The organism is Halosolutus amylolyticus (genome assembly GCF_023566055.1).
GTDB classification, from domain to species: Archaea; Halobacteriota; Halobacteria; order Halobacteriales; family Natrialbaceae; genus Halosolutus; species Halosolutus amylolyticus.
In genome coordinates, this window is the sequence record NZ_JALIQP010000002.1 from 490663 (window position 1) to 515511 (window position 24849).

General features: G+C 66.6%; 21 protein-coding genes. 8 read left to right on the top strand and 13 right to left on the bottom strand.

Annotated elements, in window-relative coordinates; genetic code table 11:
- The first annotated feature begins 138 nt into the window (after positions 1-138).
- Together MUN73_RS08820 and glmS are read left to right on the top strand one after the other, a co-directional pair.
- Positions 139-849, top strand: a complete 711-nt coding sequence (locus MUN73_RS08820) for a phosphoribosyltransferase family protein (protein WP_250140093.1) — start codon at positions 139-141, stop codon at positions 847-849.
- 277 nt (positions 850-1126) lie between these two features.
- Positions 1127-1573, top strand: coding sequence for a methylaspartate mutase subunit S (gene glmS / locus MUN73_RS08825; protein WP_250140094.1), 447 nt, complete (start codon positions 1127-1129; stop codon positions 1571-1573).
- A 20-nt stretch (positions 1574-1593) separates the two neighbouring features.
- Here glmS and MUN73_RS08830 read toward each other — a convergent pair whose 3' ends face one another.
- From MUN73_RS08830 to MUN73_RS08845, 4 genes are all read right to left on the bottom strand, one after another.
- Positions 1594-2028, bottom strand: a complete 435-nt coding sequence (locus MUN73_RS08830; RefSeq protein ID WP_250140095.1) for a universal stress protein — start codon at positions 2026-2028, stop codon at positions 1594-1596.
- 67 nt (positions 2029-2095) lie between these two features.
- A complete protein-coding gene (locus MUN73_RS08835) occupies positions 2096-3337 on the bottom strand; it encodes an RNA-guided endonuclease InsQ/TnpB family protein (RefSeq protein WP_250140096.1) in 1242 nt (413 codons plus the stop codon).
- 207 nt (positions 3338-3544) lie between these two features.
- The gene (locus tag MUN73_RS08840; RefSeq protein WP_250140097.1) at positions 3545-4135 is read right to left on the bottom strand and encodes a 50S ribosomal protein L15e; all 591 of its coding nucleotides are present in this window, start codon (positions 4133-4135) and stop codon (positions 3545-3547) included.
- Positions 4136-4330: 195 nt separating this feature from the next.
- Positions 4331-6367, bottom strand: coding sequence for a glycoside hydrolase family 36 protein (locus MUN73_RS08845; protein ID WP_250140098.1), 2037 nt, complete (start codon positions 6365-6367; stop codon positions 4331-4333).
- A gap of 75 nt (positions 6368-6442) precedes the next feature.
- Between MUN73_RS08845 and MUN73_RS08850 the strand changes: the two genes are divergently transcribed.
- Positions 6443-8458, top strand: coding sequence for a beta-galactosidase (locus MUN73_RS08850; protein ID WP_250140099.1), 2016 nt, complete (start codon positions 6443-6445; stop codon positions 8456-8458).
- Between the two features lie 6 nt (positions 8459-8464).
- Here MUN73_RS08850 and MUN73_RS08855 read toward each other — a convergent pair whose 3' ends face one another.
- Both MUN73_RS08855 and MUN73_RS08860 read right to left on the bottom strand, forming a co-directional pair.
- Positions 8465-8611, bottom strand: a complete 147-nt coding sequence (locus MUN73_RS08855; RefSeq protein ID WP_250140100.1) for a hypothetical protein — start codon at positions 8609-8611, stop codon at positions 8465-8467.
- 8 nt (positions 8612-8619) lie between these two features.
- Complete coding sequence (locus tag MUN73_RS08860) at positions 8620-8916, bottom strand: HalOD1 output domain-containing protein (protein ID WP_250140101.1); 297 nt, start codon at positions 8914-8916, stop codon at positions 8620-8622.
- A gap of 169 nt (positions 8917-9085) precedes the next feature.
- On the opposite strand from MUN73_RS08860, the gene MUN73_RS08865 reads away from it, so the two are divergent.
- Entirely contained in the window at positions 9086-11962 is a 2877-nt protein-coding gene (locus tag MUN73_RS08865; protein ID WP_250140102.1) for a bacterio-opsin activator domain-containing protein, read from the top strand.
- A 94-nt stretch (positions 11963-12056) separates the two neighbouring features.
- The gene (sod, locus tag MUN73_RS08870) at positions 12057-12659 is read left to right on the top strand and encodes a superoxide dismutase (RefSeq protein WP_250140103.1); all 603 of its coding nucleotides are present in this window, start codon (positions 12057-12059) and stop codon (positions 12657-12659) included.
- 245 nt (positions 12660-12904) lie between these two features.
- Here sod and MUN73_RS08875 read toward each other — a convergent pair whose 3' ends face one another.
- The 7 genes from MUN73_RS08875 to MUN73_RS08905 all read right to left on the bottom strand — a co-directional run bounded on the left by MUN73_RS08875 (position 12905) and on the right by MUN73_RS08905 (position 20125).
- The gene (locus MUN73_RS08875) at positions 12905-13684 is read right to left on the bottom strand and encodes a sugar phosphate isomerase/epimerase family protein (RefSeq protein ID WP_250140104.1); all 780 of its coding nucleotides are present in this window, start codon (positions 13682-13684) and stop codon (positions 12905-12907) included.
- A 26-nt stretch (positions 13685-13710) separates the two neighbouring features.
- Positions 13711-14535, bottom strand: coding sequence for an SDR family NAD(P)-dependent oxidoreductase (locus tag MUN73_RS08880; protein ID WP_250140105.1), 825 nt, complete (start codon positions 14533-14535; stop codon positions 13711-13713).
- A gap of 16 nt (positions 14536-14551) precedes the next feature.
- A complete protein-coding gene (gene dgoD / locus MUN73_RS08885) occupies positions 14552-15700 on the bottom strand; it encodes a galactonate dehydratase (RefSeq protein ID WP_250140106.1) in 1149 nt (382 codons plus the stop codon).
- A gap of 2 nt (positions 15701-15702) precedes the next feature.
- On the bottom strand, positions 15703-16830 hold the full coding sequence (locus MUN73_RS08890; RefSeq protein WP_250140107.1) for an ABC transporter ATP-binding protein: 1128 nt from the start codon (positions 16828-16830) through the stop codon (positions 15703-15705).
- Between the two features lie 22 nt (positions 16831-16852).
- Entirely contained in the window at positions 16853-17689 is an 837-nt protein-coding gene (locus MUN73_RS08895; RefSeq protein ID WP_250140108.1) for a carbohydrate ABC transporter permease, read from the bottom strand.
- The gene (locus MUN73_RS08900; RefSeq protein ID WP_382182395.1) at positions 17689-18678 is read right to left on the bottom strand and encodes a carbohydrate ABC transporter permease; all 990 of its coding nucleotides are present in this window, start codon (positions 18676-18678) and stop codon (positions 17689-17691) included. Before MUN73_RS08900 ends, MUN73_RS08895 begins: the two co-directional genes overlap by 1 nt.
- A 121-nt stretch (positions 18679-18799) precedes the next feature.
- On the bottom strand, positions 18800-20125 hold the full coding sequence (locus MUN73_RS08905; protein WP_250140110.1) for an extracellular solute-binding protein: 1326 nt from the start codon (positions 20123-20125) through the stop codon (positions 18800-18802).
- Between the two features lie 285 nt (positions 20126-20410).
- Between MUN73_RS08905 and MUN73_RS08910 the strand changes: the two genes are divergently transcribed.
- The 3 genes from MUN73_RS08910 (at position 20411) to MUN73_RS08920 (ending at position 24832) form a co-directional block, all read left to right on the top strand.
- On the top strand, positions 20411-21181 hold the full coding sequence (locus tag MUN73_RS08910; RefSeq protein WP_250140111.1) for an IclR family transcriptional regulator: 771 nt from the start codon (positions 20411-20413) through the stop codon (positions 21179-21181).
- A gap of 172 nt (positions 21182-21353) precedes the next feature.
- Positions 21354-22004, top strand: coding sequence for a bifunctional 4-hydroxy-2-oxoglutarate aldolase/2-dehydro-3-deoxy-phosphogluconate aldolase (locus MUN73_RS08915; protein ID WP_250140112.1), 651 nt, complete (start codon positions 21354-21356; stop codon positions 22002-22004).
- 98 nt (positions 22005-22102) lie between these two features.
- Entirely contained in the window at positions 22103-24832 is a 2730-nt protein-coding gene (locus tag MUN73_RS08920; RefSeq protein WP_250140113.1) for a S8 family serine peptidase, read from the top strand.
- Positions 24833-24849 lie beyond the last annotated feature (17 nt).

Sequence of the window (24849 nt, forward strand, 5' to 3'; positions counted from 1 at the left end):
CCGATTTTCCGGCGCGCGAGTTCGAGTTCGCCGATCGTTTCTCGCCCGTCCGGGTTCCTGGCTGGCCCACGTTCGTGCTTATCAAATGGGTTGAAAAGGATCGAAATACCCATACTTGTGGGATCGTGGATAGCTACCATGAACAGAGCCGAGAAGGCGGCCCTCCAGTTGCGGGCCGTCGACGTGTTGCGGATGCTGAAGGAGACCCGGACCTACGAGGAACTCGCCGCGACGACCGGGCTCCCGGCCGGCGATCTCAACCGGTACGTCAACGGACACGTTCTTCCGGGAACCGATCGCGCACGGGAGGTCGTCGACGACCTCGGGCGGGAGGCGCTGGCCGAGGAACTCGAGGCCAGGATTCGGGTCGACGACGAGGGGTACGTCGACAACTCCGGGACCGTCTTCGACCAGTCGTTCCTGGACCTCGTCGCCCCCGTCGTCGCGAACGGCTACGAGTTCGATCGACCGGACGTCGTCCTCACCGCCGCGACCGACGGGATCACCCTCGCTGCGGCGCTGGCGAGTTACTACGGCACCCGGTGTGCCTACGCGAAAAAGCGCAAGGAGACCGCCGTCGAGGAGTTCATCGAGGCGCGCGAGCGCCTCCAGTCGGGGATCGAACTCACCTACTACCTGCCCGCGTCCGCGATCGGCCCCGCCGAATCCGTCCTCGTCGTGGACGATCTCATCCGATCGGGCGAAACCCAGGAACTCCTGCTCGACATCGTCGAGACGGCCGACGCGGACGTGGCTGGCGTCTTCGCCCTCATCGCGGCCGGTGACGACGGGATCAGACGGGCGCGCGAGCGGACGGATGCCCCGGTCGGCGCGCTGACGACCGTCTGATCGTCACGACCGCCGGCCAGTCGCCGCGGCGTGACCGAGCGGACAGTCGCCGCGGCGTGACTGTACGGCCGATCTGCGGAACGGACGTTCGTGGACTTTCTTCCCAGAACGGTTGCACTCGAGTGACCGTTCCGCGATCGGGTTCTCGATCCGGGCTCTCGATCGGCAGACCGGGTCGACGAACGGGCAGTATCGCACGACGGCGACCGTGTTACCAAGTGGCACATGATTAATGATTAAGTTTATGTGGGTCGCCGCAGTTGGTGGTGGTACGACCATGACGAAGCCAGTCATCCTCGGCGTGATCGGTTCCGACGCGCACGTCGTCGGGATCACCATCCTCGAACAGGCGCTGGAGGCGAGCGGGTTCGACGTCGTTAACCTGGGGGTCCAGACGTCCCAGGACGAGTTCGTCGAGGCCGCGGAGTCCGCCGACGCCGAGGCTGTACTCGTGTCCTCGCTGTACGGTCACGCCGAGCAGGACTGTCAGGGCTTCCACCAGCGGCTGGCGGACGCCGACCTCGACGTCACCACGTACATCGGCGGCAACCTCGCGGTCGGGCAGGACGACTTCGAGGAGACCCGGCGGACGTTCCGCGAGATGGGATTCGATCGGGTCTTCGATTCGGAAACCGATCCCGAGGAGGCCATCGAGGCGCTGAAGGCAGACCTGGACATGCGCTCGACGGAAGCCGAACGCGAGAGCCAGACCCTCTCGGCCTGACCGCGGGACTGGGACCGTTTTTAGCGAACGATCGTCACCGGCACCGGCGACCGCCGGGCGACGGTCTCCGCGACGCTGCCGAGCAGGATCCGACTCGCGCCGGTCCGGCCGTGACTGCCGATCGCGATGTGATCGACGTCGTGGTCCTCGGCGTAGGAGACGATCGATCGGGAGACGCCGCCGACGACGTGCTCGGTGTCGATCTCGACGCCGTGTTCGGCCGCCTGCTCGCGGGCGTCCTCGAGGATTTCCTCGGCCCGATTCTCGTGGTGTTTCTGGATCTCCTCGTAGTTGGCCATCGCGCCCCCTTCGACGCCGGTCGCGGTGTAGAAATCACCCGGATCGAGGACGTGCAACGCCGTGATCTGGGCGTCCGGGTACTCCGTGCAGGCGAAATCGATGGCGTCGGCCGATCGGTCCGACTCGTCGACAGCGACGAGAACGTGTTCGGGCATAGCCGTGTGTACGGCGGCCCCTGAATTGAACGTTACCCCGCGCACAGTGGCGTGGGGAATCCTGCTCTCACGAGGGCAGGCTTCCTGTTTCAATGACGTGACTTGCAGACACAGACTCAAACCGAGTCGTGTCCGTAGCGGTCACAGTCTCCACAGGCGTGTCTTCGGGCCATCCCAGCCCTAGTTCAGCAAAACCACGTTTGAGGAGGTTCATCGCCGCGTTCGCGTCCCTATCCGTCTCGAACCCACACGAGGGGCAGGAGTGTTCCCTGATCCAGATAGGTTTCGGCGTCTCCGCGCCACATGCCGCGCACTCTTTGGTAGTACCTCGCGCTTCTACCTGTACGACGTGACAGCTGTACAGGTCGGCTTTGTATTCGAGAAGTTGGATGAACTGTCGCCACGCCGCATCCTGCTTGTTACGGGCGTTCCCATCGCCCTGAAGCATACTCTGGACGTTCAGGTCTTCCACGAACACTGCGTCGTACTCGCGGACGAGCCACGTCGTTATCTTATGTTGGTAGTCCATCACTTTCCTCTGGATGCGGCGCTTGACCTTCGCCACTTCTCGACGTCGTTTCTCGTAGTTGTTTGATCCGTGTTCTTTCCGTGACAACTTCCGTTGCTCGCGGCGGAGTCGCTCGTATTCATCCTCAAGGTCGAGCCAATCCACAGTCTTGCCATCGCTGGTGTGGATGTAGTTGAGGATACCGAGGTCGATCCCAACGCTGTTGCTCGTATTGAGCGAGTCCACATCGGGTTTCTCAGGAAGGGTGGCATCATCCGTTTCCAAACCGAAGGAGACGAACCACTCGCCGGTCGTCTCCTTTTTGAACGTAACCTCTTTGATGGTGGCGTGGTCAGGGATTGGGCGTGAGTACCGAATTTTGACCCAGCCGATTTTGCTGAAGCGGACGTACGCATACCTGTCGTGGCCCCTCTTTTCATCGAGGTCGAAACCAGACTGATTGTACGTCACGCTTCGATAATCAGCGGGTGCTTGCCGCTTGAGCTGACCAACATTGTGTCCGTTCTCTTTCTTCTTACGAAGGTTCGAGAGGTTCCGATGGAAACGTGCAACGGTGGCTTGTGCGGCCTTCGAGTGCAGTTCACCGAACACCGGCCACCGCTGTTTCCACTCGGGGAGTTTGTTGTTCTGGTCGTACTCACTTGGCTTGTCGTCTTCCAGGGCTTGTTCGTAGTCCCAGCGGACGTGGTTGTAGAGTTGGCGATGAACGTCGAGATGGTGTTCCAGTCGCTCCGCTACCTCTTGTGTCGGGTATGCTTGGTAGCGGTGACTGTATTCCATCGCTGTCTCTTGATTACCGATGTGTTCACTTAATGGCTTGTACCACGAGTTGTCGGCTTCATCCCCGAGCACGGTGGGTCGGGGGTATTCGCCTCGCAATCAAGTATAAACGCCCACCCTTTCTCCCACGAGACAGGGAGCCGGACTGAGCGCTCTCGAAGACGAGCGGTCGACAAAAGTCGAGATGATACGGGGTCGATCGCGACGTTACTTCGCGCGACCCTGGCCGCCAGTGTTGGACGGCCGGACCTTCTCCGCACCCTTGCCGCGGTTGTTGAGACCGCGGTTGGCCTTGCCCGCGTTGGTGAGGCCGCGGAAGGCGCGGTTCTGGTGGTTGTCGTCGCAGATCCAGTTGAGGTCGTCGTCGTTCTCGATCGCCGGGTGGTTCGGATCGACGAGGATCACTTCGAACCACTTCTGGCTACCGTCTTCACCGACCCAGTAGCTGTTGAGCACCCGCAGGTTGGGGTACTTCCGGGAGACGCGCTCTTCGCCCATGCGCTGGATGTTCTTGCGCCGCCCGATGCGGTTGACACCCTGGCGCTTCGTCCGGCGACCGGCCGTGAACCGCTCCTTGCGAGCGGTCCCCTTGCGGACCGAGACGCGGGTCATCACGATCCCCTGCTTGGCCTTGTAGCCGAGTTCGCGAGCCTTGTCGAGTCGCGTCGGGCGATCGATTCGCTCGATCGCGCCCTGCTTTCGCCATTCCTGCTTGCGCTGCCACTGGAGTTCCCCGAGTTTCCCGTCGCCGGGGTCCTTCCACGCGTCCTTGATGTGGGAGTAGAAGCTTTTTGCCATCGTCATCACCGCGGGCGTTTCCTGGTTCAATCCGAGACGGGGCGACGCCCCGCGGATCACATCCCGTCCTGTGGCGGCGTCGTGCCGAACAGGTGCCCGCTGGTGCCCGCGACCCAGCGAGTCTGCCAAAACGTATCCAGCGGTCGTGTATAAGCGCTTCGAACCGTCGAGACGGGACGGGAGCCGATCGATCCCTCACTCCGTGCGGAAGACCACGTCCGCGCCGTCGACGCCGGCCCGGAGGTAGCCGTCCGCGAGTGCCGAGTCGTCGATCCGATCGGACCCGCCCGTGAGCGTCGCCGCGTCGCCGACGAGTTCGCCGGCGTCGGCGGGAACGATCGCGAACACCGCCGCGCCGTGAGCGGGCAGTTCGCGTTCGACCGTCGGTCCCTCGAGCACGCGGCCCTCGAACCCGTCCCAGAGGACGACCGCGTCCGTCTCAGCCGACGCGCCGTCGAGATAGTCGCGCGCGTCGAACGCGATCGATCGGGGGTCGTCGGCCCAGTTGAACAGCGCAACCGTCGTGGTGCCGTCGCCGGGGCGGTCGCAGACGACGCGCGACGGGAACCGTTCCGCCGCGAGCCCCTCGACGACACCGGTCTCGGCCGGTGGGAGCGATCGCTCCAGGAGCCGACGGCCCGCGGGATCGATCTCGGCCAGCCGATCGGAGAAGATACCGACGCCGCCGGTCGTCGCGACGAGGGCCGCGAAGGCCTCGCGCTCGGCGTCGGTGAGGTCGCTCGTCTCCCGAACGAGCTGGCAGTCGGGATCGTTGACCCACCAGCGGCGGTGGAGGAACTGTCGGGTGAGGGTGTTTCGAACCGCGTTCTTCAGGGCGGGCTGGCTCGCGGCCTCGCCCTCGGTTTCCCAGACGGGATCGGTATCGGGACCGATCCGCATCGCGTCGAACCGGCCGACGCTCGGTGCGAGCGGCGCCCCACAGCCCAGCAGAAAGACGTCGTCCCCGACGGTTTCGTCGATGATCTCGACGCCCCGGCGGTAGGCCTCGAACCGGGTCGCGTCCGGGTCGTAGCGGTCGCCGGGAAGCGCCGCCGCGAAGAGGAAGTCCAGTTTGAGGTAGGAAAAGCCCCAGTCGTCGACGATCGTCTCGACGGTCTCGCGGAGCCACTCCTGCACCTCGGGGTGGGTGGTGTCGAGTCCGTAGAGCTTCGATCCGGCGCGGAAGCCGCCGTCGACCGGATCGCCGACGGCGCTCGAACTGCCGTCGGCGATCGCTTCGTCGGCCGACCCCGGCTCGGTGACGAACCAGTCGGGATGCTCCGCGTACAGCGTCGCGCCGTCTTCGACGTAGAACGGCGCGAGCCAGAGTCCCGGCCGGTAGCCCGCCGACTCGACGTCGCTCGCGAGCGCGGCCATGTCGGAGAAGCCGTCGGCGATCGATCGCCAGTCGCCGAACGCCTCCATGTACCCGTCGTCGAGCTGGACGACGTCGACCGGAATGCCCCACTCCCGAAGTTCCTGGAGGTTCTCGCGGACGTCGGCCTCGGTGACGTCCGTGAAGTAGTGGTACCACGAACACCAGCCGGTCGGCACCGCGTCCGGCACCCGGGCGTCCATCTCCGCGCCGATCAGGTCGGCGAGGGCGGTCAACCCCGCCTGAAGGTCCCGACCCGCGTCGATCCAGAGCGTCGGCACCGAGAGCGTCTCGCCCGGGTCGAGGGACCGCCCCTCGAACGGACAGACGGCGACCACCTCGTGAACGCCGTCCGCGTCGTCGACGACGTCGAACCGTGTACAGAACCGCTCGTGCTGGAGAAAGCCAATCGTCAGGGCTCGATCGCCCTCGACGAAGCCGGTGAGGTAGCTACTGGTCCGGCGATCCTCGGGTGCCGCGAGGTCGACCATCATCGGCGCGTTGTCGGGGTCCTCGGCGGGGAACCGCTCGCCGACCGGCAGGGTCCCCGTCGGCGACCACGACTGGTAGCCGTGACGGAAGACGCGCGCCTCGGCGCCGAAGGCGGCGTCACAGGTGAGCGAGAGCCGATCGAGCGAGACCGGATCGTCGCCCTCGTTCGCGAGGGTGAGCGAAAGGGCGATTCCGCCCGCCCGGGCCGTCGTCGACACGTCGTCGATCGCGACCGTCGTCGACCCCGGTGTGGCGGCGACGTCGAACCGCCCCGAGAGGAGTTCGCCGGAACTATCAGACAGAGAAAACGATCCGCCCGCCGGATCGCATCGAACCGTGCTGCCATCGGTCGATATCTCCTTCATAAATGATACTCGAACTGGAGTTACAAATAGACTGCTATGAGAACCCTTAGGTAGCCCCGCTCTGTCCTGTGATTCATGACTATCGGGGTATGTTACTTCCCGGAGCACTGGCCCCGGGAGCGATGGGAGCGAGACGTCGAAGAGATGGCCGCGGCCGGCATCGAGTACGTTCGCATGGCGGAGTTCTCGTGGGCCGTCCTCGAACCCGAACGCGGCGAGTTCGATTTCGAGTGGCTGGACGAGGCCGTCGAACTCGTGGGCGACCACGGCATGCAGGCGGTGCTCTGTACGCCCACCGCGACGCCCCCGAAGTGGCTGGTCGACGAGCGACCCGAGATTCTGCAGGAAGAACCCGACGGCACCGTCCGGGAGCACGGCAGTCGCCGCCACTACTGTTTCAATTCCCGGTCCTACCGCGAGGAAACCGAACGGATCGTGACGAAACTGGCCGATCGGTACGCTGACGACCCCCACGTTGCGGGCTGGCAGACCGACAACGAGTTCGGCTGTCACCGCACCGTCCGCTGTTACTGTGACGACTGCGCCGACGCCTTCCGGGCGTGGCTCGCCGAGAAATACGGCTCGATCGAGGCGCTCAACGAGGCCTGGGGCAACGCCTTCTGGAGTCAGCGCTACACCGCCTTCGAGGAAGTCGATCCGCCGGGGCCGACGCCCGCCGAACACCACCCCTCGCGACTGCTCGACTACGCCCGGTTCTCGAGCGATTCGGTCGTCGACTACAACCGGTTGCACGTGGACCTGCTCCGCGAGCGGAACCCGGACTGGTTCGTGACCCACAACTTCATGGGTCGGTTCCCGACGCTCGACGCCTACGCCGTCAGCGAGGACCTCGATCTGGTCTCGTGGGACTCCTATCCGACGGGGTTCGTCCAGGATCGACTCGAGGGGGAACCGACACCGGACCAGTTGCGGGCCGGCGACCCCGACCAGGTCGGCATGGACCACGACCTCTACCGGAGCGCGCTCGGTCGTCCCTTCTGGGTGATGGAACAGCAGCCGGGCGACGTCAACTGGCCGCCCCACTGTCCCCAGCCCGGCGAGGGCGCGATGCGGCTCTGGGCCCACCACGCGACCGGTCACGGTGCCGACGCCGTGCTGTATTTCCGCTGGCGGCGCTGTCTCGAGGGGCAGGAACAGTACCACGCCGGCCTCCGGAACGGGGACGGCTCGCCCGATCGGGGCTACCACGACGCCGCGCAGGCCGCCGAGGAACTCGCCACGATCGGCGACGTCGACCACGTCGACGCGCCCGTTGCCCTGCTGTTCGACTACGACGATCTATGGGCGCTGGACGAACAGCCCCACGCCCCCGATTTCGACTACTGGAGCCTGCTCGAGGCCTTCTACGGCGCGCTCCGTGCCCGCGGCGTGCAGGTCGACGTCGTCCACCCGAGCGCCGACCTCGCGGGGTACGACGCGGTCGTCGCGCCCGCACTCCACCTCGTCACCGCGGACCTGGCCGATCGGCTCACCGCCTACGTCGAGGCCGGCGGGGAACTCCTCCTCGGTCCCCGGACGGGCGTCAAGGACGCGTACAACAAACTCCGACCCGCGCCACAGCCGGGGCCGCTGGCCGACCTCGTGGGCGCGACGGTCGACCAGCACGAGTCGCTCCCGCCCCAGATCGAGACGCGGGTTCGGCGCGCGGGCGATCCGGACGACACCTACGCGTTCCGCACGTGGGCCGAGTGGCTCGACGCGGACGCCGCCAGCCCCCTGCTCACCTACGCGGGGGACGGCGTCGCGTCGGGGCGAACGGCGGCCGTCCGCAACGCGGTCGGCGACGGGAGCGCCGTCTACTGCGGCGTCTGGCCGGCGGCCGACCTCGCGGACGACCTCGTTCGGCCCCTCCTCGAACGCGCGGGTGTGTCCCACAGCGATCGGCTCCCCGACGGCCTCCGCGTCTGCGAGCGCGGCGGCTGGACGTGGGTGACGAACTTCTCGAGCGGTCGGTATCGCATCGCCGCCGGGGACGTCTCGTGGCTCGTCGGGGACGCGACCGTCGAGGCGTTCGACGTGGCGGTCGCCGACGACGGGATCGTCGACGGCCTCTCTGTCGATCGGCTCTAGAACCCGCTAGCGCTCGATCGGTCGGGGACGGTCCGACAGGATCCAGGCACCGCCGGTCGCCGGATGGCCGATCATCGCCACGGTCACGGAGCCGACCGTGTACTCTTCGTACAGTTCTTCGATCACCGGATACTCCGCCGGCGGTGGATTCACACGCCCCATCAGCCGAGACTGCGTTCGGGGTCGTCGCCCGGGTCGTAGCCGACGCCGTCGATCGAAACTCGTCCGCCGCTCCGCACCTGTACTGTGTGGTCCGCGTACTCGAACGACACCCTGAGGTCGGTCGCGGGGTCGGCATCGAAGAGTCGATCGAGCGCTTCGGGGTCGACGACGTCGTAGAGCGGTAGTTCGAGTTCGTCCGGCGAAACGCGTTGCGCAGTCGACACTGCCTCGATGATCCGCATACTCGTTCGGTCGTCAGCATCGGCCAGCCGGCTGAGCCCGTTGTTGTGAGCCATTACCACACCGAAGGACGACGGGGGAAAAGTCGCTACCTGTTACGTGTATTCACCCGCAGATGAATGGGTATTACGTGTATAGCCCCGGTCGCCGTATCGAGCGATGCGTGTTCCAACGCGCGACCGGATCGGCGACCAGTTTATGCCTGCTGTCGACCTACGGACCGCGATGACACCGGACCACGAGGCTCCGGCCCAGGTTCGCCGCTGGCACACGTTGTACAAACGCGAACAGGAACTCGGCCGCCAGAAGACCTACACGAACGACATCCTGAACGCGCTCGACGACGTTTTCTACGTACTCGACGCGAACGGTGATCTCGAGCGCTGGAACGATCGGTTGACCGAGGTAACCGGCTACACCGATCGTGAGGTCGCGTCGATGAACGCGCTCGAATTTTTCGACGAAGCAGATACGCAGCGGGTTGGGGACGCGCTCGAGAAGACGATCGACGAGGGGCGGAACCGACTGGCGGTCGATCTCCTGACGAAAGCGGGAACGCCGATCCCGTTCGAATTCATCGGCGTCACACTCGCGGACGTAGACGGCCGCCCGGTCGTCGCCGGGATCGGCCGCGACGTGAGCGAGCGCAAACGCCTCGAATCGCAACTCCGAACCGAGAAGGAGCACTTCCGGGCGGCGCTCGAGAACTCGCCGATGGTCGCGTTCAGACAGGATACCGACCTTCGGTACACGTGGATCGGTAACGCACATCCCGACTTCCGCCCCGAAGACGTGCTCGGGAAACGGGACGACGAGTTGCTGCCGGCGGCCGCAGCCGAGACGATCACGGCACCGAAACGGCGGGTGCTGGAGACGGGGACCGGCGTTCGCGAGGTGGTGACCTACGAGGTGCCGAGCGGCACGGTCACCTACGATCTGACCATCGACCCACTGCGAGACGAGTCGGGTGCGATCGTGGGCGTGACCGGTGCCGCGCTGGACGTCACCGATCGCCAGGAGCGCGAACAGGTGCTCGAGCGAACCAGCGATCTGCTCGAACAGACCCAGCAGATCGCTGGCGTCGGCGGCTGGGAACTCGATCTCCAGACGGAGCCGCCCTACAGCGGGATGTGGACGGACGAACTCTACCGGATTCACGACCTGCCGCTCGACGCGGACCACGACATGGAGCGTGGCATCGAGTTCTACCATCCGGACGATCGGGAACGGGTCCGGACGGCGATCACCCGGGCGATCGAGGACGGCGAGCGCTACGATCTCGAGGCCCGGCTGATCACGGCGGCCGAGGACGTCCGCTGGGTGCGGACGATCGGGACGCCCGTGCTCGACGGCGATCGTATCGTCGCCGTTCGCGGGTCGCTCCAGGACATCACCTCGCAAAAGCACCACGAGATAGCCCTGCAGTCGCTCCACGACGCGACGCGCGGCCTGCTCCACACGGAGTCGAAAGCCGACACCGCTACGCTCGTGGTCGACGTCGCGACGGACGTCCTCGACATCCCCGGCGTCGCGATGTATCTGCTCGATACCGGCACGAACGAGTTCGATCCAGTCGTGACGACGCCGGGGTTCGACGAGCGCTGTGACGAGCCGTCGCCGATCGCGATCGGCGACGAGGACTCGCCCGTCTGGAACGCGTTCGCCTCCGGTACCGGGTCCGTGCTCGACGTGCCGATCCCCTCCGGCGAGTCGTCCCCCTTCGGCGACGAGGGCGATAGCGCGCTCCTGGTACCGATCGGGGATCACGGCGTCTTTGTCGCCGTTTCGGACGACCTCGCCGTCGACGATGCGACTCGACGGCTGGTCGAGACGCTCGTCGCGACGGCGGTCGCGGCGTTCGATCGCCTGCGAAGCGAGACGAGCCTCGAGCAACGCGACGCGGAACTCGAGGCGCGAAACGAGACCCTCACGCGGCAGGTCGCGATCAACGAACTACTGCGAACGATCGATCGGTCGCTGGTCAGGGCGACGACCCGGGACGGGATCGAAGCGGCCGTCTGCGAACAGCTGGTCGAGAGCGACGGGATCGAGTTCGCCTGGATCGGCGACCTCGAGTCGAACGGTCGGGAACTGGTCGCACGAACGTGGCACGGGTCCACGCTGAACTACCTCGACGCGATCGCGGTCGACGGGCGCGTGCCGATCGACGAACCGGCCTGGCAGACCGCCCGGACCGGCGAGACGACCGTCGTCTCGAACGTCGTCGAGGGGATGCGGGACGAGCCCTGGCGAGGGACGGCCCTCTCGTTCGGATTCCAGTCGATCGTCGTCGTTCCGCTGGTGTACGACGAGTACTCCTACGGCGTCCTGGCGGTGTACACCACCGAACAGTCGGCCATCAGCGACCTCGAACGAACCGTCTTCGAAGAACTCGGGGAGACGATCGCCAGTTCGATAAACGCGGTCGAGACCCGACGGGGGCTTCACTCGAGTACCGCACTCCGGCTGAAACTGCGATTCACCGACGCCGACTCGTTCATGATGCAACTCGCTCGCGACGCGAACGCCCGCGTCCGGTACGACGGACTCGTCGCGGCTTCGGACGACGAGACGCAGCTATTCGTGACCGTAACCGGGGCGTCGCCGCCGACGATCGAGGCCATCCTGGACGACCTGGTTTCGGTCACGGACCACCGGTGCATCAGTTCGGTCGACGGCGACCATCGATTCGAAATCCGGGCGAAAGGGCCGGTCGTTGCGGCGAAACTCGTTCGCCACGGGGGCAGCCCCCAGTCGATCGTCGCTGTTCCCGGCGGAGCCGAGGTCGTGGTCGAGGTCCCGCTCGAGACCGACGTCCGGGAGTTCGTCGAGATGCTCGGCGAACAGTTCCCGACCGTGGAACTCGTCTCCCGGCAGGACGTCGAGCGATCGACGAACACCGAACGGGAACTCGTCGACTCGCTGAGCGATCGCCAGCAGGAGGTGCTGAACGCGGCCTACTTCGGCGGCTTCTTCGAGTGGCCCCGGGAGAGCACGGGCGAGGAAATCGCCGAGATGCTCGGCGTGTCACAGCCGACCGTCAATCGACACCTCCGACTCGGCCAGAAAGCGCTGTTGCGCCGGCTGTTCGGCGATCGATAGTGTACCGCGAAACGTACGTTCGAGGATACAAAACTGAATTTCAGGAAATCCTTATTCTCCGCTGGCGCCTGCAATCCTACCGGCGATCGAATCCATGACACGCTACGAACTACCGCCGCTGCCGTACGACTACGACGCGCTCGAACCGCACATCTCCGAACAGGTGCTCACCTGGCACCACGACACGCACCACCAGGGTTACGTCGACGGCTGGAACAGCGCGGAGGAAACGCTGGCCGCGAACCGCGAAGAAGGGGACTTCTCCTCGTCCGCCGGCGCGATCCGCGACGTCACGCACAACGGCTCGGGTCACGTCCTCCACGACCTGTTCTGGCGGAACATGAACCCCGACGGCGGCGACGAGCCGACCGGCGCGCTCGCCGACCGCATCGAGGAGGATTTCGGCTCCTACGGGGCCTGGAAGGGCGAGTTCGAGGCCGCCGCGTCCGCGGCCGGCGGCTGGGCGCTGCTCGTCTACGACAGTTTCTCCAACCGGCTCCGCAACGTCGTGGTCGACAAGCACGACCAGGGCGCGCTCTGGGGCTCGCACCCGGTGCTCGCGCTGGACGTCTGGGAGCACTCCTACTACCACGATTACGGACCCGACCGCGGCGACTTCGTCGACAACTTCTTCGAGGTCGTCGACTGGGAGGAGCCGTCCGCTCGCTACGAGCGGGCCGTCGATCGCTTCGAATAGACCGCCTGGCCGTCTCGACGCCGTGGGCATCCGTGGGCAATTTCGTCGAGACGCGTTCGGAATCCGATTTCGTTTTCGAGGGACGTCGGGGCCGCTCGCGGTGAACGGCCGTAACGGAGTGCGTTTTGGACGGGATCTCCCAGACCGTCCGATCGATCCGAATCGACAGCGTGGCAGTGTCCGAACTCGCTCGACGACGCGGACGTCGCACCGAATCGTTCGACGCCGCGAATGGCGCGCTGTCGTCACACGGCGTCCAGAAACGCCGCCCCTCGATCGATCGAGACCGTCGGATCCGTCGGATCGTCGTGTTCGTAGATCAGCCACTCCGCGTCGACGGCCGCGGCCGCCTCGGCACAGGCCCTCATGTCGACGTCGCCCCGTCCGATATCGACGAACTCGACGGCGTCCGAGTCGGCCGCGACCGGCGCGGACGCCCCACCGGCGGTGATGTCTTTCATGTGAACCTGGGACAGCCGATCGCCGAGATCGTGGATCCGATCGGCGGGATCGTCGCCGCCGACGAGCGCCCACCCCACATCGAGTTCGACGCCGACCCCCGTTCGCGCGAGGAATCGATCGAACGCCAGTTCGCCGTCGAGAGGGACGTACTCGTGGGCGTGATTGTGGTAGTGGAGGGCGAGTTCTGCGGCATCGAGGTCGGCCGCGAGGTCATCGAGGTCGGCCGCGGCCGCGTCGACCGCCGTGGTCGATTCGAACCGCGACGGGTCCAGCCACGGGACGACGACGCCATCGATGTCGAACGGTTCGTACGCCGAGAGAACCCGCTCGCGATCGTCCCGAAGCGCCTCGAACCCGACGTGTGGCGGCGTCGCCCCGAGGTCGCGGTCGGCGAGCGCGTCCGCGATCGCTCCCGGGTCGGCCTCGGCGGCGATCGGGCTGTACGGGCCGGCGAACTGGACGCCGTCGTAGCCGGCGGCGGCGACCCGGTCGAGGACGTCGGTGAGCGATTCGTCGAGGGCGCGCACGCTGTAGAGGTTGATCGCGGTCTTCGGCGTCGACATGGCGAAGAATCGTGGGGCCGGCGACTTCAGTCCTCCCGTGCGCGGTAGTCGGGAAGCGTGTCGTCCTGCATCACTGCGCCGCGCCCGCCGTCGACCAGTAGCGACGTGCCGGTGACGAACGCGGCGTCCGGGCTCGCGAGGAAGGAGACGGCCCCGGCGACGTCGGCCGGAACGCCGATCCGACCGGTCGGGTGGATCGATTCGACCTCGGCGAGACGCCCCTCCGGGAGTTCCTCGCGGGTCCGCTCGACCTCGACCCAGCCGGGCGCGACGGTGTTCACGCGGACCGACGGCCCGACGTCGAGCGCCATCGCCCGCGTCATCCCGTTGATCCCGGCCTTCACCGCGTTGTACGGAAAGTGCGCGGGCATCGTCGAGTAGGCGTGGTTCGAGGAGACGTTGACGATCGCCCCCCGGTCCATGTGCTCGAGCGTCGCTCTGGCCGCGAGCCAGTAGGCCCGGAAGTCCGTCTCGAGGACGAAGTCCCAGTCCTCGATGGTGGCCTCGTCCGCGGCCGTCTCGGTCTGGACCGCGGCGTTGTTCACGAGGACGTCGATCCCGCCGAACTCGTCGGCGGTGGCTTCGGCGAGCGCGGCGATGTCCTCCGGGTCGCGCATGTCCGCCCGGACGAACGTCGCCTCGCCCGCGCCGATCCCGTCCGTAATCTCGTCGGCGACGGCCTCGCCCGCGTCCGCGGTTCGACCGGAGATCACGACGTTCGCGCCCTCCGCGGCGAGCCGTTTCGCGACGCCCGCGCCGATACCGCGGGTCGATCCGGTGACGATCGCCGTCTGCCCCTCGAACCGGCCGGGGACGGCGTGCTCGATCGGCGAGTCCGGCCGGCGCGTCATCGATGGCCCTCCATCGTTACCACTCGGCGACGCTGCCGTCGTCGTGACGCCAGATCGGGTTGTGCCAGTCGACGCCGCCCGTCTGGTCGCGGACGTGGTCCTCGTCGATCTCGATACCGAGTCCCGGGCCGTCGGGGATGTCGACGTAGCCGTCGCGGTACTCGAACACGGAGGGGTCCGCGAGGTAGTCGAGCACGTCGCTGGTCTCGTTGTAGTGGATGTCCAGGCTCTGCTCCTGGATGAGCGTGTTCGGCGAGCAGGCGTCGACCTGGATGCAGGAGGCCAGCGCGATCGGCCCGAGCGGACAGTGCGGGGCGATCGAGACGTCGTAGGCCTCGGCCATCGACGCAATCTTGTTCACCTCCGTGATCCCGCCGGCGTGGGAGAGGTCGGGCTGGATCACGTCCACCGCGTTCGACTCGAACACCTCCTTGAAGTCCCACCGCGAGTACATCCGCTCGCCGGTCGCGATCGGGGTCGTCGTCGACGCCCGGATGTCCGGCAACGCGTCGTTGTGTTCCGGCAGGACCGGTTCCTCGATGAACATCGGATCGTACGGTTCGAGCGCGCCCGCCAGTCTGCGGGCCATCGGCTTCGAGACGCGTCCGTGGAAGTCGACGCCGATGTCGACCTCGTCGCCGACCGCCTCGCGAACGGCCGCGATCCGATCGACCGCGTCGTCGACCGCCCGCGGGTTGTCGACCGATCGGATCTCCGGCGTGGCGTTCATCTTGAGCGCGGTGAACCCCTCGTCGACTTTCTCCCGGGCCGCGTCGCCGACGTCGCGCGGTCGATCGCCGCCGATCCACTGGTAGACCCGGACCCGGTTTCGGGCCTTCCCGCCGAGCAGTTCGTACACCGGCGCACCGAACGTCTTGCCCTTGATGTCCCAGAGGGCCTGGTCGACGCCCGCGATGGCGCTCATCAGGACCGGACCGCCCCGGTAGAAGCCGCCGCGGTACATCGCCTGCCAGTGGTCCTCGATCGCGCTCGGGTCCTCGCCGAGCAGGTAGTTGTCGAGCAGTTCCTCGACCGCCGTTCGAACCGTCTTCGCGCGCCCCTCGACGACCGGTTCGCCCCAGCCGACGGTGCCGTCGCTCGTCGTCAGCTTGAGGAAGAGCCAGCGGGGCGGCACTTCGAACAGTTCGTAGTCAGTGATTCGCATTGCTATCGGGATGCCTCCGTATCGACCGCCTTCGCGTCCGCGACCGCGTCAGTTTTCGTCTTCAGCGCGTCCCCGTTCCGGACGTCGAAGAGGTACAGCGACGACTCCTCGAACGTGAACGCGACCTCCTCGCCCGCCTCGGGGCGCAGTTCCGGATCGATCCGCGCCGTGAGTTCATGGTCGGCGAGATCCATGTAACAGAAGTTCTCGTTGCCCATCGGCTCCACGACCGAGACCGTCGCCCGGTTCGACCCGCTCTCGACGAGGGTGATGTCCTCCGGACGGACGCCGACGCGAACCTCACCGGATCCGTCGACCGGGTCGGGATCCGACAGCTGGTAGGTGAACTCGCCCGGCCCGTGGAGCGTCGACCCCTCGACGGTCGCCGTGAAGAGGTTGATGCTCGGCGAGCCGATGAAATTCGCGACGAACTCGTTGGTCGGGTTTCGGTAGACCGCCTCCGGCGGGCCGACCTGCTGGAGCACGCCGCCGTTCATGACGGCGATCCGATCGCCCATCGCCATCGCCTCCGTCTGGTCGTGGGTGACGTAGACCGTCGTCACGTCGAGGTCCTGCTGGAGTTCCTGCAACTCGGTCCGCATCTCCGATCGGAGCTTCGCGTCGAGATTCGACAGGGGTTCGTCCATCAGGAACACCGACGGTTCCCGGACGATCGCCCGGCCCAGCGCGACGCGCTGTTGCTGGCCGCCCGAGAGTTCCTTCGGCTTGTCGTCGAGCAACGGGGTGATCCCGAGCATTTCGGCCGTCGATTCGACCCGATCGGCGATCTCGGCCGAGGAGAGCGTCGTCGACAGCTTCAGCCCGAAGCCGAGGTTCTTCCGGACGGTCATGTGCGGGTACAGCGCGTAGTTCTGGAACACCATCGCGACGTCCCGTTCGCTCGCCCGGCGGTCCGTCACGTCCTCGTCGCCGAACCGGATCGAGCCCTCCGTCACGTCCTCTAATCCCGCGACACAGCGGAGGGTCGTGGACTTGCCACACCCCGAGGGGCCGACGAGGACGAGGAACTCGCCGTCCTCGACCGAGAGGTCGAGATCCTCGACGGCGACGACCGATTCGGCGGCCGCGTCGTACACTTTCGTGAGGTCGTCGATTTCGATTCCTGCCATCAGTCTGTGAGTTGGGTCGTGGTCATTCTTTCAGCGATCCCGCGAGGATGCCGCTGACGAACTGCTTCTGGAGCACCAGGAACAGGATCGCCAGCGGGACGATCGCGAGCGTCGTCGCGACCATGATCTGGTCGTAGTAGATGCGTTGGGTCCCCTCGAGGCCGGCCAGCGCCACCGGGATGGTGTAGTTTGCCTCCGACTCGAGGATGACCAGCGGGTAGAGAAACAGGTCCCACTGGAAGAGAAACAGGATGATCGCGAGCGCGGCCAGCGACGATCGCATCGCCGGCAGGGCGATCCGGTAGAAGATCTGGAACTCGGTCGCCCCGTCCATCCGCGCCGACTCGAGCAGGGCGTCCGGGATCGACTTCATGTTCTGTCGCATGAGGAAGATCCCGATCGGGTTGGCGAGCCAGGGGAGGATGATCGCCCGGAACGTGTCCGTCCACTCGATCTGGGCCATCATCAGGAACAGCGGGATGACCAGCAGCTGGATCGGAAGGACGAGCGTCCCGAGGATCAGGTAGAAGATCGGCTCCTTGAACCGGAACTCGTACTTCGCGAACGCGAAGCCGGCCATCGAGCACAGCAACACCGACAGCACGGTGTAGACGCCCGCGATGAACACGCTGTTCCAGATCGATCGGACGAAGTCCGTCCGGTCCTGGAGCGACGCGAAGTTCTCGAGGAACGCCGTCCCCGGGTAGAACCGCGGCGTGAGGTTGAGGAACTCGTCCTGGGGCAGCGTCGCGGCGACGAGCATCCAGTACAGCGGCACCAGCATCGCGACGGCCATCACGAGGATGAACGCGTAGGTGAGGAACCGCCAGACCGCGTCCTTGCGGCGGTGCTCGCGCATCAGTCCTCACCTCCGATCCGGACCTGGACGATCGAGATCGCGCTGACGATAGTCACGAAGACCACCGTCAGAGCGCTCGCGTAGCCCAGGTTCCAGCTGTCGAACGCTTCCTTGTAGATGTACTGGACGATGGTGATCGTCGCGTTCGACGGGCCGCCGCCGGTAATGACGTACGGCTCCGCGAACAGCTTGAACGTCCCGATCGTCGAGAGAACCACGACGAACAGCAGGACGGGTTTGAGCTGCGGAACGGTCACGTACCGGAACTTCTGCCAGCGGCTCGCGCCGTCGATCTCCGCCGCCTCGTACAGCTGCTGGGGGATGTTCTGCAGGCCCGCCAGCAGGATGATCATGTTGTAGCCGGTCCAGCGCCAGGTGACTGCCGCGATGATCGTGTTGCGCGCCCAGAACGCGCTCCTGAACCACTGGATCTCCTCGAGTCCGAGGGCGACGAGCAGTGAGTTGATCAGCCCGAACTCGTTGAACAGCAACAGGAAGATCGTCGAGTACGCGACGATGTTCGCCGACACCGGGAGCGCGATCGCCGTCCGGAAGACGCCCTTGAACCGGACGAACGACGCGTTCAGCGCGAGCGCCAGCGCCAGTGCGAGCCCGATCATGATCGGCACCTGGATCGCGAGGATGTACGTCGTATTGTACATCGCGTCCCAGAACAGCCCGTCGTTGAGGATCCGGGCGTAGTTCCCGAGGCCGACGAACTCGAGTTCGGCAACCCGCGGAACGTCGATGAGGATCGGTCCGAGGTCGATCCACAGCAGGCTGTCGAAGCTGACCCCCTGGTACTCGAAAAACGAGAGATAGACCGTGTACAGGATCGGGAACAGCAGGAACAGCCCGAAGAGGACGAAAAAGGGCGAGATGAACAGGTACGCGACCGACGGCAGGCGTGGCAGTCGATCGCTCAGTCCCTGGCGCGCGAACCGGAACCGGTCCCAGAGCCGCCGGCGGGTCGCGGTCGCGGGCGTCATCGTCGCCACTATCGTCGCGATCACCGGGGCGTCGCCGCCGCTTCCGTTCCCGTCCCCGCTCTCGCGGGAGACGGATCCCTCGCCGTCCGAATCGTTCGATGACATGAGAGAGGCCACTGGATCAGGCGAGGTCGCGATCCGTCCGATCGGCGACGGTCTGGGCCGCGTCCGCCACCGCGTCTTCGGGATCCTTGTCGTCGTTGATCATCGCCTGGAACTCGCTGTTGATCGCGCTGGTGACTTCCGGCGTGTCGGCGGAGAACCCGTAGCTGGGCATCTCCTCCGCGACGTCGGCGAAGACCCGACGGGCCGCCTGTCCGCCGAAGAAGTCGAGTTCCTCGTCGAAGACGTCCGCGTCGTAGGTCGTCTCGAGGGCGGGGAAGAGTCCGTACTCGTCGTACATGAGCAGCTGCATGTCCTCGGTCGCGAGCGACCACTCGATGTAGTCCCAGGCGCGATTTCGCTTCGCGGACTCGACCTGCTCGGGGATCATCAGGCTCGAACCACCCCAGTTCGAGGCTCGCGAGCCGCCCTCCTCGTGGGCGGGAATCCTGTAAACGCCCCAGTCGCCGGCCGTGTCCGACAGTTCGTCGCGGAGCGTCCCTTCCATCCACGCCGCCGAGGGGAGCGAGGCGACGGTGCCTTCCTCGTACGCGCCGAACCAGGCGGACGACCAGCCGTCGAGCGTCGCGGCGAGTCCGCGATCGTACAGTTCCTTGACCGTCTCGGCGATCATCACCGAGTCGTCGTTGCCGATGTTCACCGCGCCGTCCTCGGTGAACGGCTGGTTGCCGAGCTGGCGGAACTGGTAGCGCCAGACGCCGTCCAGGTCGTTCATCGGCAGGTTGAGCATGTCGACGTCGTCGGGGAGCTTCTCCCCTTCCGCCATGAAGTCGTCCCAGGTCTCGATCGCGTCCGGTTCGAGCCCGTGTTCGTCGTAGACGTCGCGGCGGTAGTAGACCGCCGTCGGCCCGATGTCCCACGGGAGCGCGTAGATGTCGTCGCCGTCCGAGAGCGACGCCCACGCGCCCTCGACGAAGTCGTCGTAGACGCCCGCGTCGTCGATCCGATCGGAAATCTCGTGGATCGCGCCGGTCTCGATGTAGGCCGGGCCGTCGACCATCTCGAGCATGGCGAGGTCCGGCGCACCGGTCCCGCTACTGAGACGCGTCTGCAGGTCCTCCTTCATCGCTTCCCGACCGAACTCTTCGATTTCGACCGTGGCGTCGTTCTCCGCCTCGTACTCGTCGGCGGTCAACTGCAGCGATCGCGCGGCGACGTCCCACCCCCAGCCGCCGATTTCGTCCGCCATCACGTCGGTCGATTCGTCACCGTCTTCCCGGTCGCCGGTTCCGATACAGCCCGCGAGCGCGGCCGCACCGAGGGCAGCGCTTCCTTTCAGGAGTCGTCGCCGACCGTACCGTCCGTATGTGGTATCCCGTGGCATAATCCCACTGAGTATTCCGGATACAATCACGATTATTACTTAACTCTTTCCCCCTGTTGGGCAGAGAACGGCGTTTACAGGCCGTTTCGGTCGCGTTTCTGATGGCAGAACACCCCTTCTTTATATACCTATCTGCCAGCTCTTGGCCAATTTACAGGTAATAATTTCCCCCACCCCGATATATCCGACGTTACTTTGGCAGAATAAATATCGCGCCGGACGACGTCGTTCACCGATGGAGAACAAGGATTTAGTAGATCGGTGAGAGTACTCCACAGGAGAACGATGGGGGATCAGGATGGCGTCTCCGTTCAGGCGACCGCGACGACCGTCGCGATCATCGAGGAACTGCGAGACCGCGATCGGGCCGGAGTCACGGAGTTAGCCACGGCGCTGGACCTGTCGAAAAGCGCCGTTCACAATCACCTCTCGACGCTCGTGTCGCTCGGCTACGTTCGTCGGGCGGACGGTGCGTACGGACTGACCCACCAGTTCCTCAGGCTCGGACTGGGCATCCGCGAACGGAGCGCCGTCTACCGGGCCGCGAAGTCCGACCTCCGGACGCTGGCACAGACGACCGGCGAAACGGTCAACCTGGTCGTCCCCGAGGCCGACCACGGCGTCTACCTCTACCGCGTCGGCGACGGTGACCACCCGATCCCCGAGGGCGGACAGGTCGCACTCCACGCCTCCGCCGCCGGCAAGTCGATCCTCGCGTTCCGGGACCACGAGGCGGTCGACGCGTTCGTCGACGACCACGGACTCCCCGCCCTCACCGAGCGGACCGTCACTGATCCCGCCACCCTCCGGAGCCAGCTCCGGTCGATTCGCGACCAGCGCGTGGCGTTCGACCGTGGTGAACAGACCCCCGACTGGCAGTGCGTCGCCAGCCCCATCGTCGTCGACGGCGACCCGATCGGCGCCATCAGCGTCTCCGGCCCTGCCGATCGCATGCAGGGCAAACGGCTCGAAGAGGACGCCACGGGCCTGGTCGTGAGCACGGCGAAGGCGATCGAACTCGAACTGCTCGATTCGGCGGCGTCCGAGACCGAGTAACCTGCGCGATCGGCCCGGCGCTCGTCGAGACGCCGATCCCCGAGCGGCCCGTGACGCTCGAACCGACCCGGCGGTTCCCGTTTTCGTCTCCCGAACGCACTCGTCCCGGCGGGGTGGCCCCCTGGCCATCCCGTACCACTGGGCTAAAGTCACGCGCGACTGAGTCGTAGCCATGACTGACTCACAGCAGGTCCGCGAACGGATCGTCGAGAGCGGAATCGTCGCCGTCCTCCGGGGCGTCGACGCCGATCGAATCGTCCCGGTCGCCCGCGCCATCCACGAGGCCGGCGTCGGCGCGATCGAGGTCACGGCGAACGACCCGCATGTGAGCGAGAAGGTCGCGGCCGTCGACGAAGCGCTGGCCGACACGAACGCCGTCGTCGGCGCAGGGACCGTCCTCGACGAGGCGACGGCCCAGTCGGTGATCGACGCGGGGGCCGAGTTCGTCCTCGCCCCGGACGTGAATCCCGCGGTCGTCACGGCCTGTAACCGCCACGGCGTTCTCTCCGCGCCCGGCGTGATGACGCCGACCGAGGCCGTCACCGCGATCGAGGCCGGGGCGGACGTCCTCAAACTGTTCCCCGCGAGCACCGTCGGTCCGGACCACGTCGGCGCGCTGCAGGGCCCGCTCGGCGACGTCCCGGTCCTGCCGACCGGCGGCATCGGGCCGGACAACGTCGCCGACTTCTTCGACGCGGGCGCGGCCGCCGTCGGCGTCGGCAGTTCGATCGTCGATTACGACGCGATCGCGGACGGGGATCTCGAGCAGGTCCAGCGGACGGCCGAAACGATGGTCGAGGCCGTCGCGGACGCGCGACGATAACCGGTCGGCGGTCAGGAACCGATTCGTCGATCTCGGCGCACTGTTTGACGCGTTTGTCACAATCCCTTCTTGAGGGGCGACCGATCGTCCACGCGACGATGAGCGAAAAGGACGATCACCGTTCGCAACACGACGCCTCGCTATCGCGTCGATCGGTACTGAAAGCCGGCACGGTCGCCGGCACCGGGCTAACGCTGGGTGGAATCGGATTGGGGAGCGCAGTTGCCGGTTCGTCGGACGACGAGCGCACTATCGATCCGGCGTTCACGAACGTTCGCACCCGTGAGGCACAGCAGGCGTGGGACCGTGGTTACCGGGGTCGACCCGATCGGACGCTCGCGCTCACCGACTCGGGGACGGACGCGCGCCACCCCGATATCGGTCCGTGGAGCGGGGTCACGGTCTCGACCGAGGACGGGTTCGAGGTCGACGGGAACCCGTTCGCCACCACAGGCGCGATCGGCCCGAACACGACGAAACTCGTCGGCTGGCACAACGACCACGACGGCTACGGCGGGTTCGAGAAGCCCCGCGACGAGAACGGCCACGGGACCCACGTCGCCTCGATCATGGCCGGGTCGGGCCGCGCCAGTGCGATCGATCCCGACCGCTACCGGGCGGACGACCCGCATGCGGTTCTCCTGCTCGGCGACACGCTCACCTACGAGGTGTCGGCCGAGGCCGGTACGGGCGTCTTCGCCAGCGCGTACGGCGACGCGATCGAACTCGTCATCGAGGGCCCGGACGGGCAGGAACTCGCGACGTCGGCCGGCGCGTCAGGAACGAGCGAGGTCTCCTTCGAGAACAATATCGCCGAAACGCCGACCGTCCACGAGGCCGGCGAGGCGACCTACACCGTCCACGTCCGGGCGATCGAGGGCGAACTGATCTCGACGGGGCGCGTCCGGACGATCGCCGTCGGCGCGTTCGAGCACCCCGCCGACACCGTCGGCGATCGAACCGCCGACGGCGATCGATCGTTGCACGCCGGCGTCGCGCCGAACGCGAGCCTCCTCGCGCTGACGGACCTCTCCGCGCCGACCGCCGACCTCGCGGCCCACGCCGACGAGTTCGTCGAGACGTTCAACCTCCGCGCGGTCAACATGTCCTGGGGATACGTCGGCGGTCTGCCGCTGGGCGCCGCGGGCGAGACCCTCGACGACGTCCCCGGACGGATCCGCGAGATGGCCGAGGCGGGGATGCTCACCGTCGCGGCCGCGGGCAACGACGCCACGCCCGCCACCGGCAACGGCGCGCCGGCGGTCGCGAACGAGGCCATCTCCGTCGTCGCGACGGGACCCTACGACGGTATTGCCGCCTACTCTTCGGGCGGCATCGGGGGCATCGACGAGTCCGGCGAGCCATACACGAAGCCAGACGTCACTGCACCCGGTGGCCAGGTCAACGTCCTCGACATCGCCGCCGAGAACGGGGTCCCCGAGGACGAGGTCCGCACCGACGACGGCGACGCGGAAGCCGTCGACGCTGCCCTCGAACCGGTCCGCGACCTCGAGGACGTTTCGGACGACGAACTCACGCCCGACACCGAATTCGACGACGAGATCACCGGCGACGCGGCGTACGACCTCGACCTCTCGAGCGACGTGCTGGACGCGCTCCCGTTCGACGACGGCGACGCCGAGGCGATGCGCTACGGTGCCCGGCGCGAGGGCATGGGCGGCGACGGCGTCCGCGACTACACCGGGAAAGCGGGCACCTCGATGGCCAGTCCGAGCGTCTGCGGCATCGCCGGCCTCGTCGCACAGGCGATGGAGGAGGACGCGCCGGACCCGATCGCCCTTCCCGACCCCGCCGAGACGGGGTACGACGACGTCCTCCGCCTGAAGAGCACCATCCTCGCCACCGCGACCGAAACCGCGCTGACGGCCGCCCCGTATCACCGCGCGAAGACGCCCGTCTACACCCACGGCGGTCGCGACCCCTACGAGGGCTACGGGCGCGCCAACGTCGGCCCCGCGATCGACGCCGTCACATGCGACCTCACCGATGCGTCGGTGTCCGACGCGGTCGGCCTCGGCGTCCCGGACGACGAGCGCGCAATCGCGGGCCACGTCCGCGTCACCGATCCCGGCGAGGTCACTGCAACGGTCGCGTTCAGTCACTACAGCGGGGCCAACACGGGCGCGACGAAGGGCGATCCGCACGTCGACCTCTTCCTGTACGACGCCCAGAACCCCGACGGGCTGACGGGAGAGCCAACGATCGTTGATAGCGACGCCGGCATCGAAGGCGACGCCGCGGTGTCGACCGGCGTGAGCGTCGACGACCTCGAGGCGAACGGCGGCGAGCGCGTCTTCTACGTCGTCGCGAAACTCGTGAACGTGCCCGGCCTCGTCACCGGGTTCGACTGCCGCACTCACCTCGACCTCGAGACGGCGTTCGACGAGGTCGGACTGGTCGCGGAAGGAACTCGCGACGACGACGCCAGCGTCTTTACCGGCGGGCAGACGAACCGCACAGCGCTCGACGTCGCGGTCCGCCATCCCGACGATCGCGAGGTCCTCGTCCGCGACACGGTTCCCGAGGGATGGGACGTCGACGAGACCTACGGTGACGTCGAGGCGACGACCCCGGCCTTCGGCGGTGGCACGCACGTCTACTTCGGCCTCGACGACGCCCGATCGGTCTACGAGAGCCTCACCCACTTCGCGGCGGCCCCGGACGACGTCACCGAGTCCGATCGCTACACGTTCGGCCCGATCGCCGTCACCACCGAGACCGACGCCGACGGCACCCTCACCGATCGGGAGTGGACGACGGTAAGCGGCACCGAGCGGACGGTGACCGTCGTCGCGGAGGAGACCTGAGCGCTGCGAGCGAACTG

Coding starts and splice junctions, on each gene's coding strand:
- MUN73_RS08840 (WP_250140097.1), bottom strand. CDS start 4,135: ATGGCAAAAAGCTTCTACTCCCACATCAAGGACGCGTGGAAGGACCCC.
- MUN73_RS08865 (WP_250140102.1), top strand. CDS start 9,086: ATGACACCGGACCACGAGGCTCCGGCCCAGGTTCGCCGCTGGCACACG.
- MUN73_RS08910 (WP_250140111.1), top strand. CDS start 20,411: ATGGGGGATCAGGATGGCGTCTCCGTTCAGGCGACCGCGACGACCGTC.
- MUN73_RS08875 (WP_250140104.1), bottom strand. CDS start 13,684: ATGTCGACGCCGAAGACCGCGATCAACCTCTACAGCGTGCGCGCCCTC.
- MUN73_RS08820 (WP_250140093.1), top strand. CDS start 139: ATGAACAGAGCCGAGAAGGCGGCCCTCCAGTTGCGGGCCGTCGACGTG.
- dgoD (WP_250140106.1), bottom strand. CDS start 15,700: ATGCGAATCACTGACTACGAACTGTTCGAAGTGCCGCCCCGCTGGCTC.
- MUN73_RS08900 (WP_382182395.1), bottom strand. CDS start 18,678: ATGACGCCCGCGACCGCGACCCGCCGGCGGCTCTGGGACCGGTTCCGG.
- MUN73_RS08890 (WP_250140107.1), bottom strand. CDS start 16,830: ATGGCAGGAATCGAAATCGACGACCTCACGAAAGTGTACGACGCGGCC.
- MUN73_RS08905 (WP_250140110.1), bottom strand. CDS start 20,125: ATGCCACGGGATACCACATACGGACGGTACGGTCGGCGACGACTCCTG.
- MUN73_RS08920 (WP_250140113.1), top strand. CDS start 22,103: ATGAGCGAAAAGGACGATCACCGTTCGCAACACGACGCCTCGCTATCG.
- MUN73_RS08830 (WP_250140095.1), bottom strand. CDS start 2,028: ATGCCCGAACACGTTCTCGTCGCTGTCGACGAGTCGGACCGATCGGCC.
- MUN73_RS08860 (WP_250140101.1), bottom strand. CDS start 8,916: ATGGCTCACAACAACGGGCTCAGCCGGCTGGCCGATGCTGACGACCGA.
- glmS (WP_250140094.1), top strand. CDS start 1,127: ATGACGAAGCCAGTCATCCTCGGCGTGATCGGTTCCGACGCGCACGTC.
- MUN73_RS08895 (WP_250140108.1), bottom strand. CDS start 17,689: ATGCGCGAGCACCGCCGCAAGGACGCGGTCTGGCGGTTCCTCACCTAC.
- MUN73_RS08845 (WP_250140098.1), bottom strand. CDS start 6,367: ATGAAGGAGATATCGACCGATGGCAGCACGGTTCGATGCGATCCGGCG.
- sod (WP_250140103.1), top strand. CDS start 12,057: ATGACACGCTACGAACTACCGCCGCTGCCGTACGACTACGACGCGCTC.
- MUN73_RS08880 (WP_250140105.1), bottom strand. CDS start 14,535: ATGACGCGCCGGCCGGACTCGCCGATCGAGCACGCCGTCCCCGGCCGG.
- MUN73_RS08835 (WP_250140096.1), bottom strand. CDS start 3,337: ATGGAATACAGTCACCGCTACCAAGCATACCCGACACAAGAGGTAGCG.
- MUN73_RS08915 (WP_250140112.1), top strand. CDS start 21,354: ATGACTGACTCACAGCAGGTCCGCGAACGGATCGTCGAGAGCGGAATC.
- MUN73_RS08850 (WP_250140099.1), top strand. CDS start 6,443: ATGACTATCGGGGTATGTTACTTCCCGGAGCACTGGCCCCGGGAGCGA.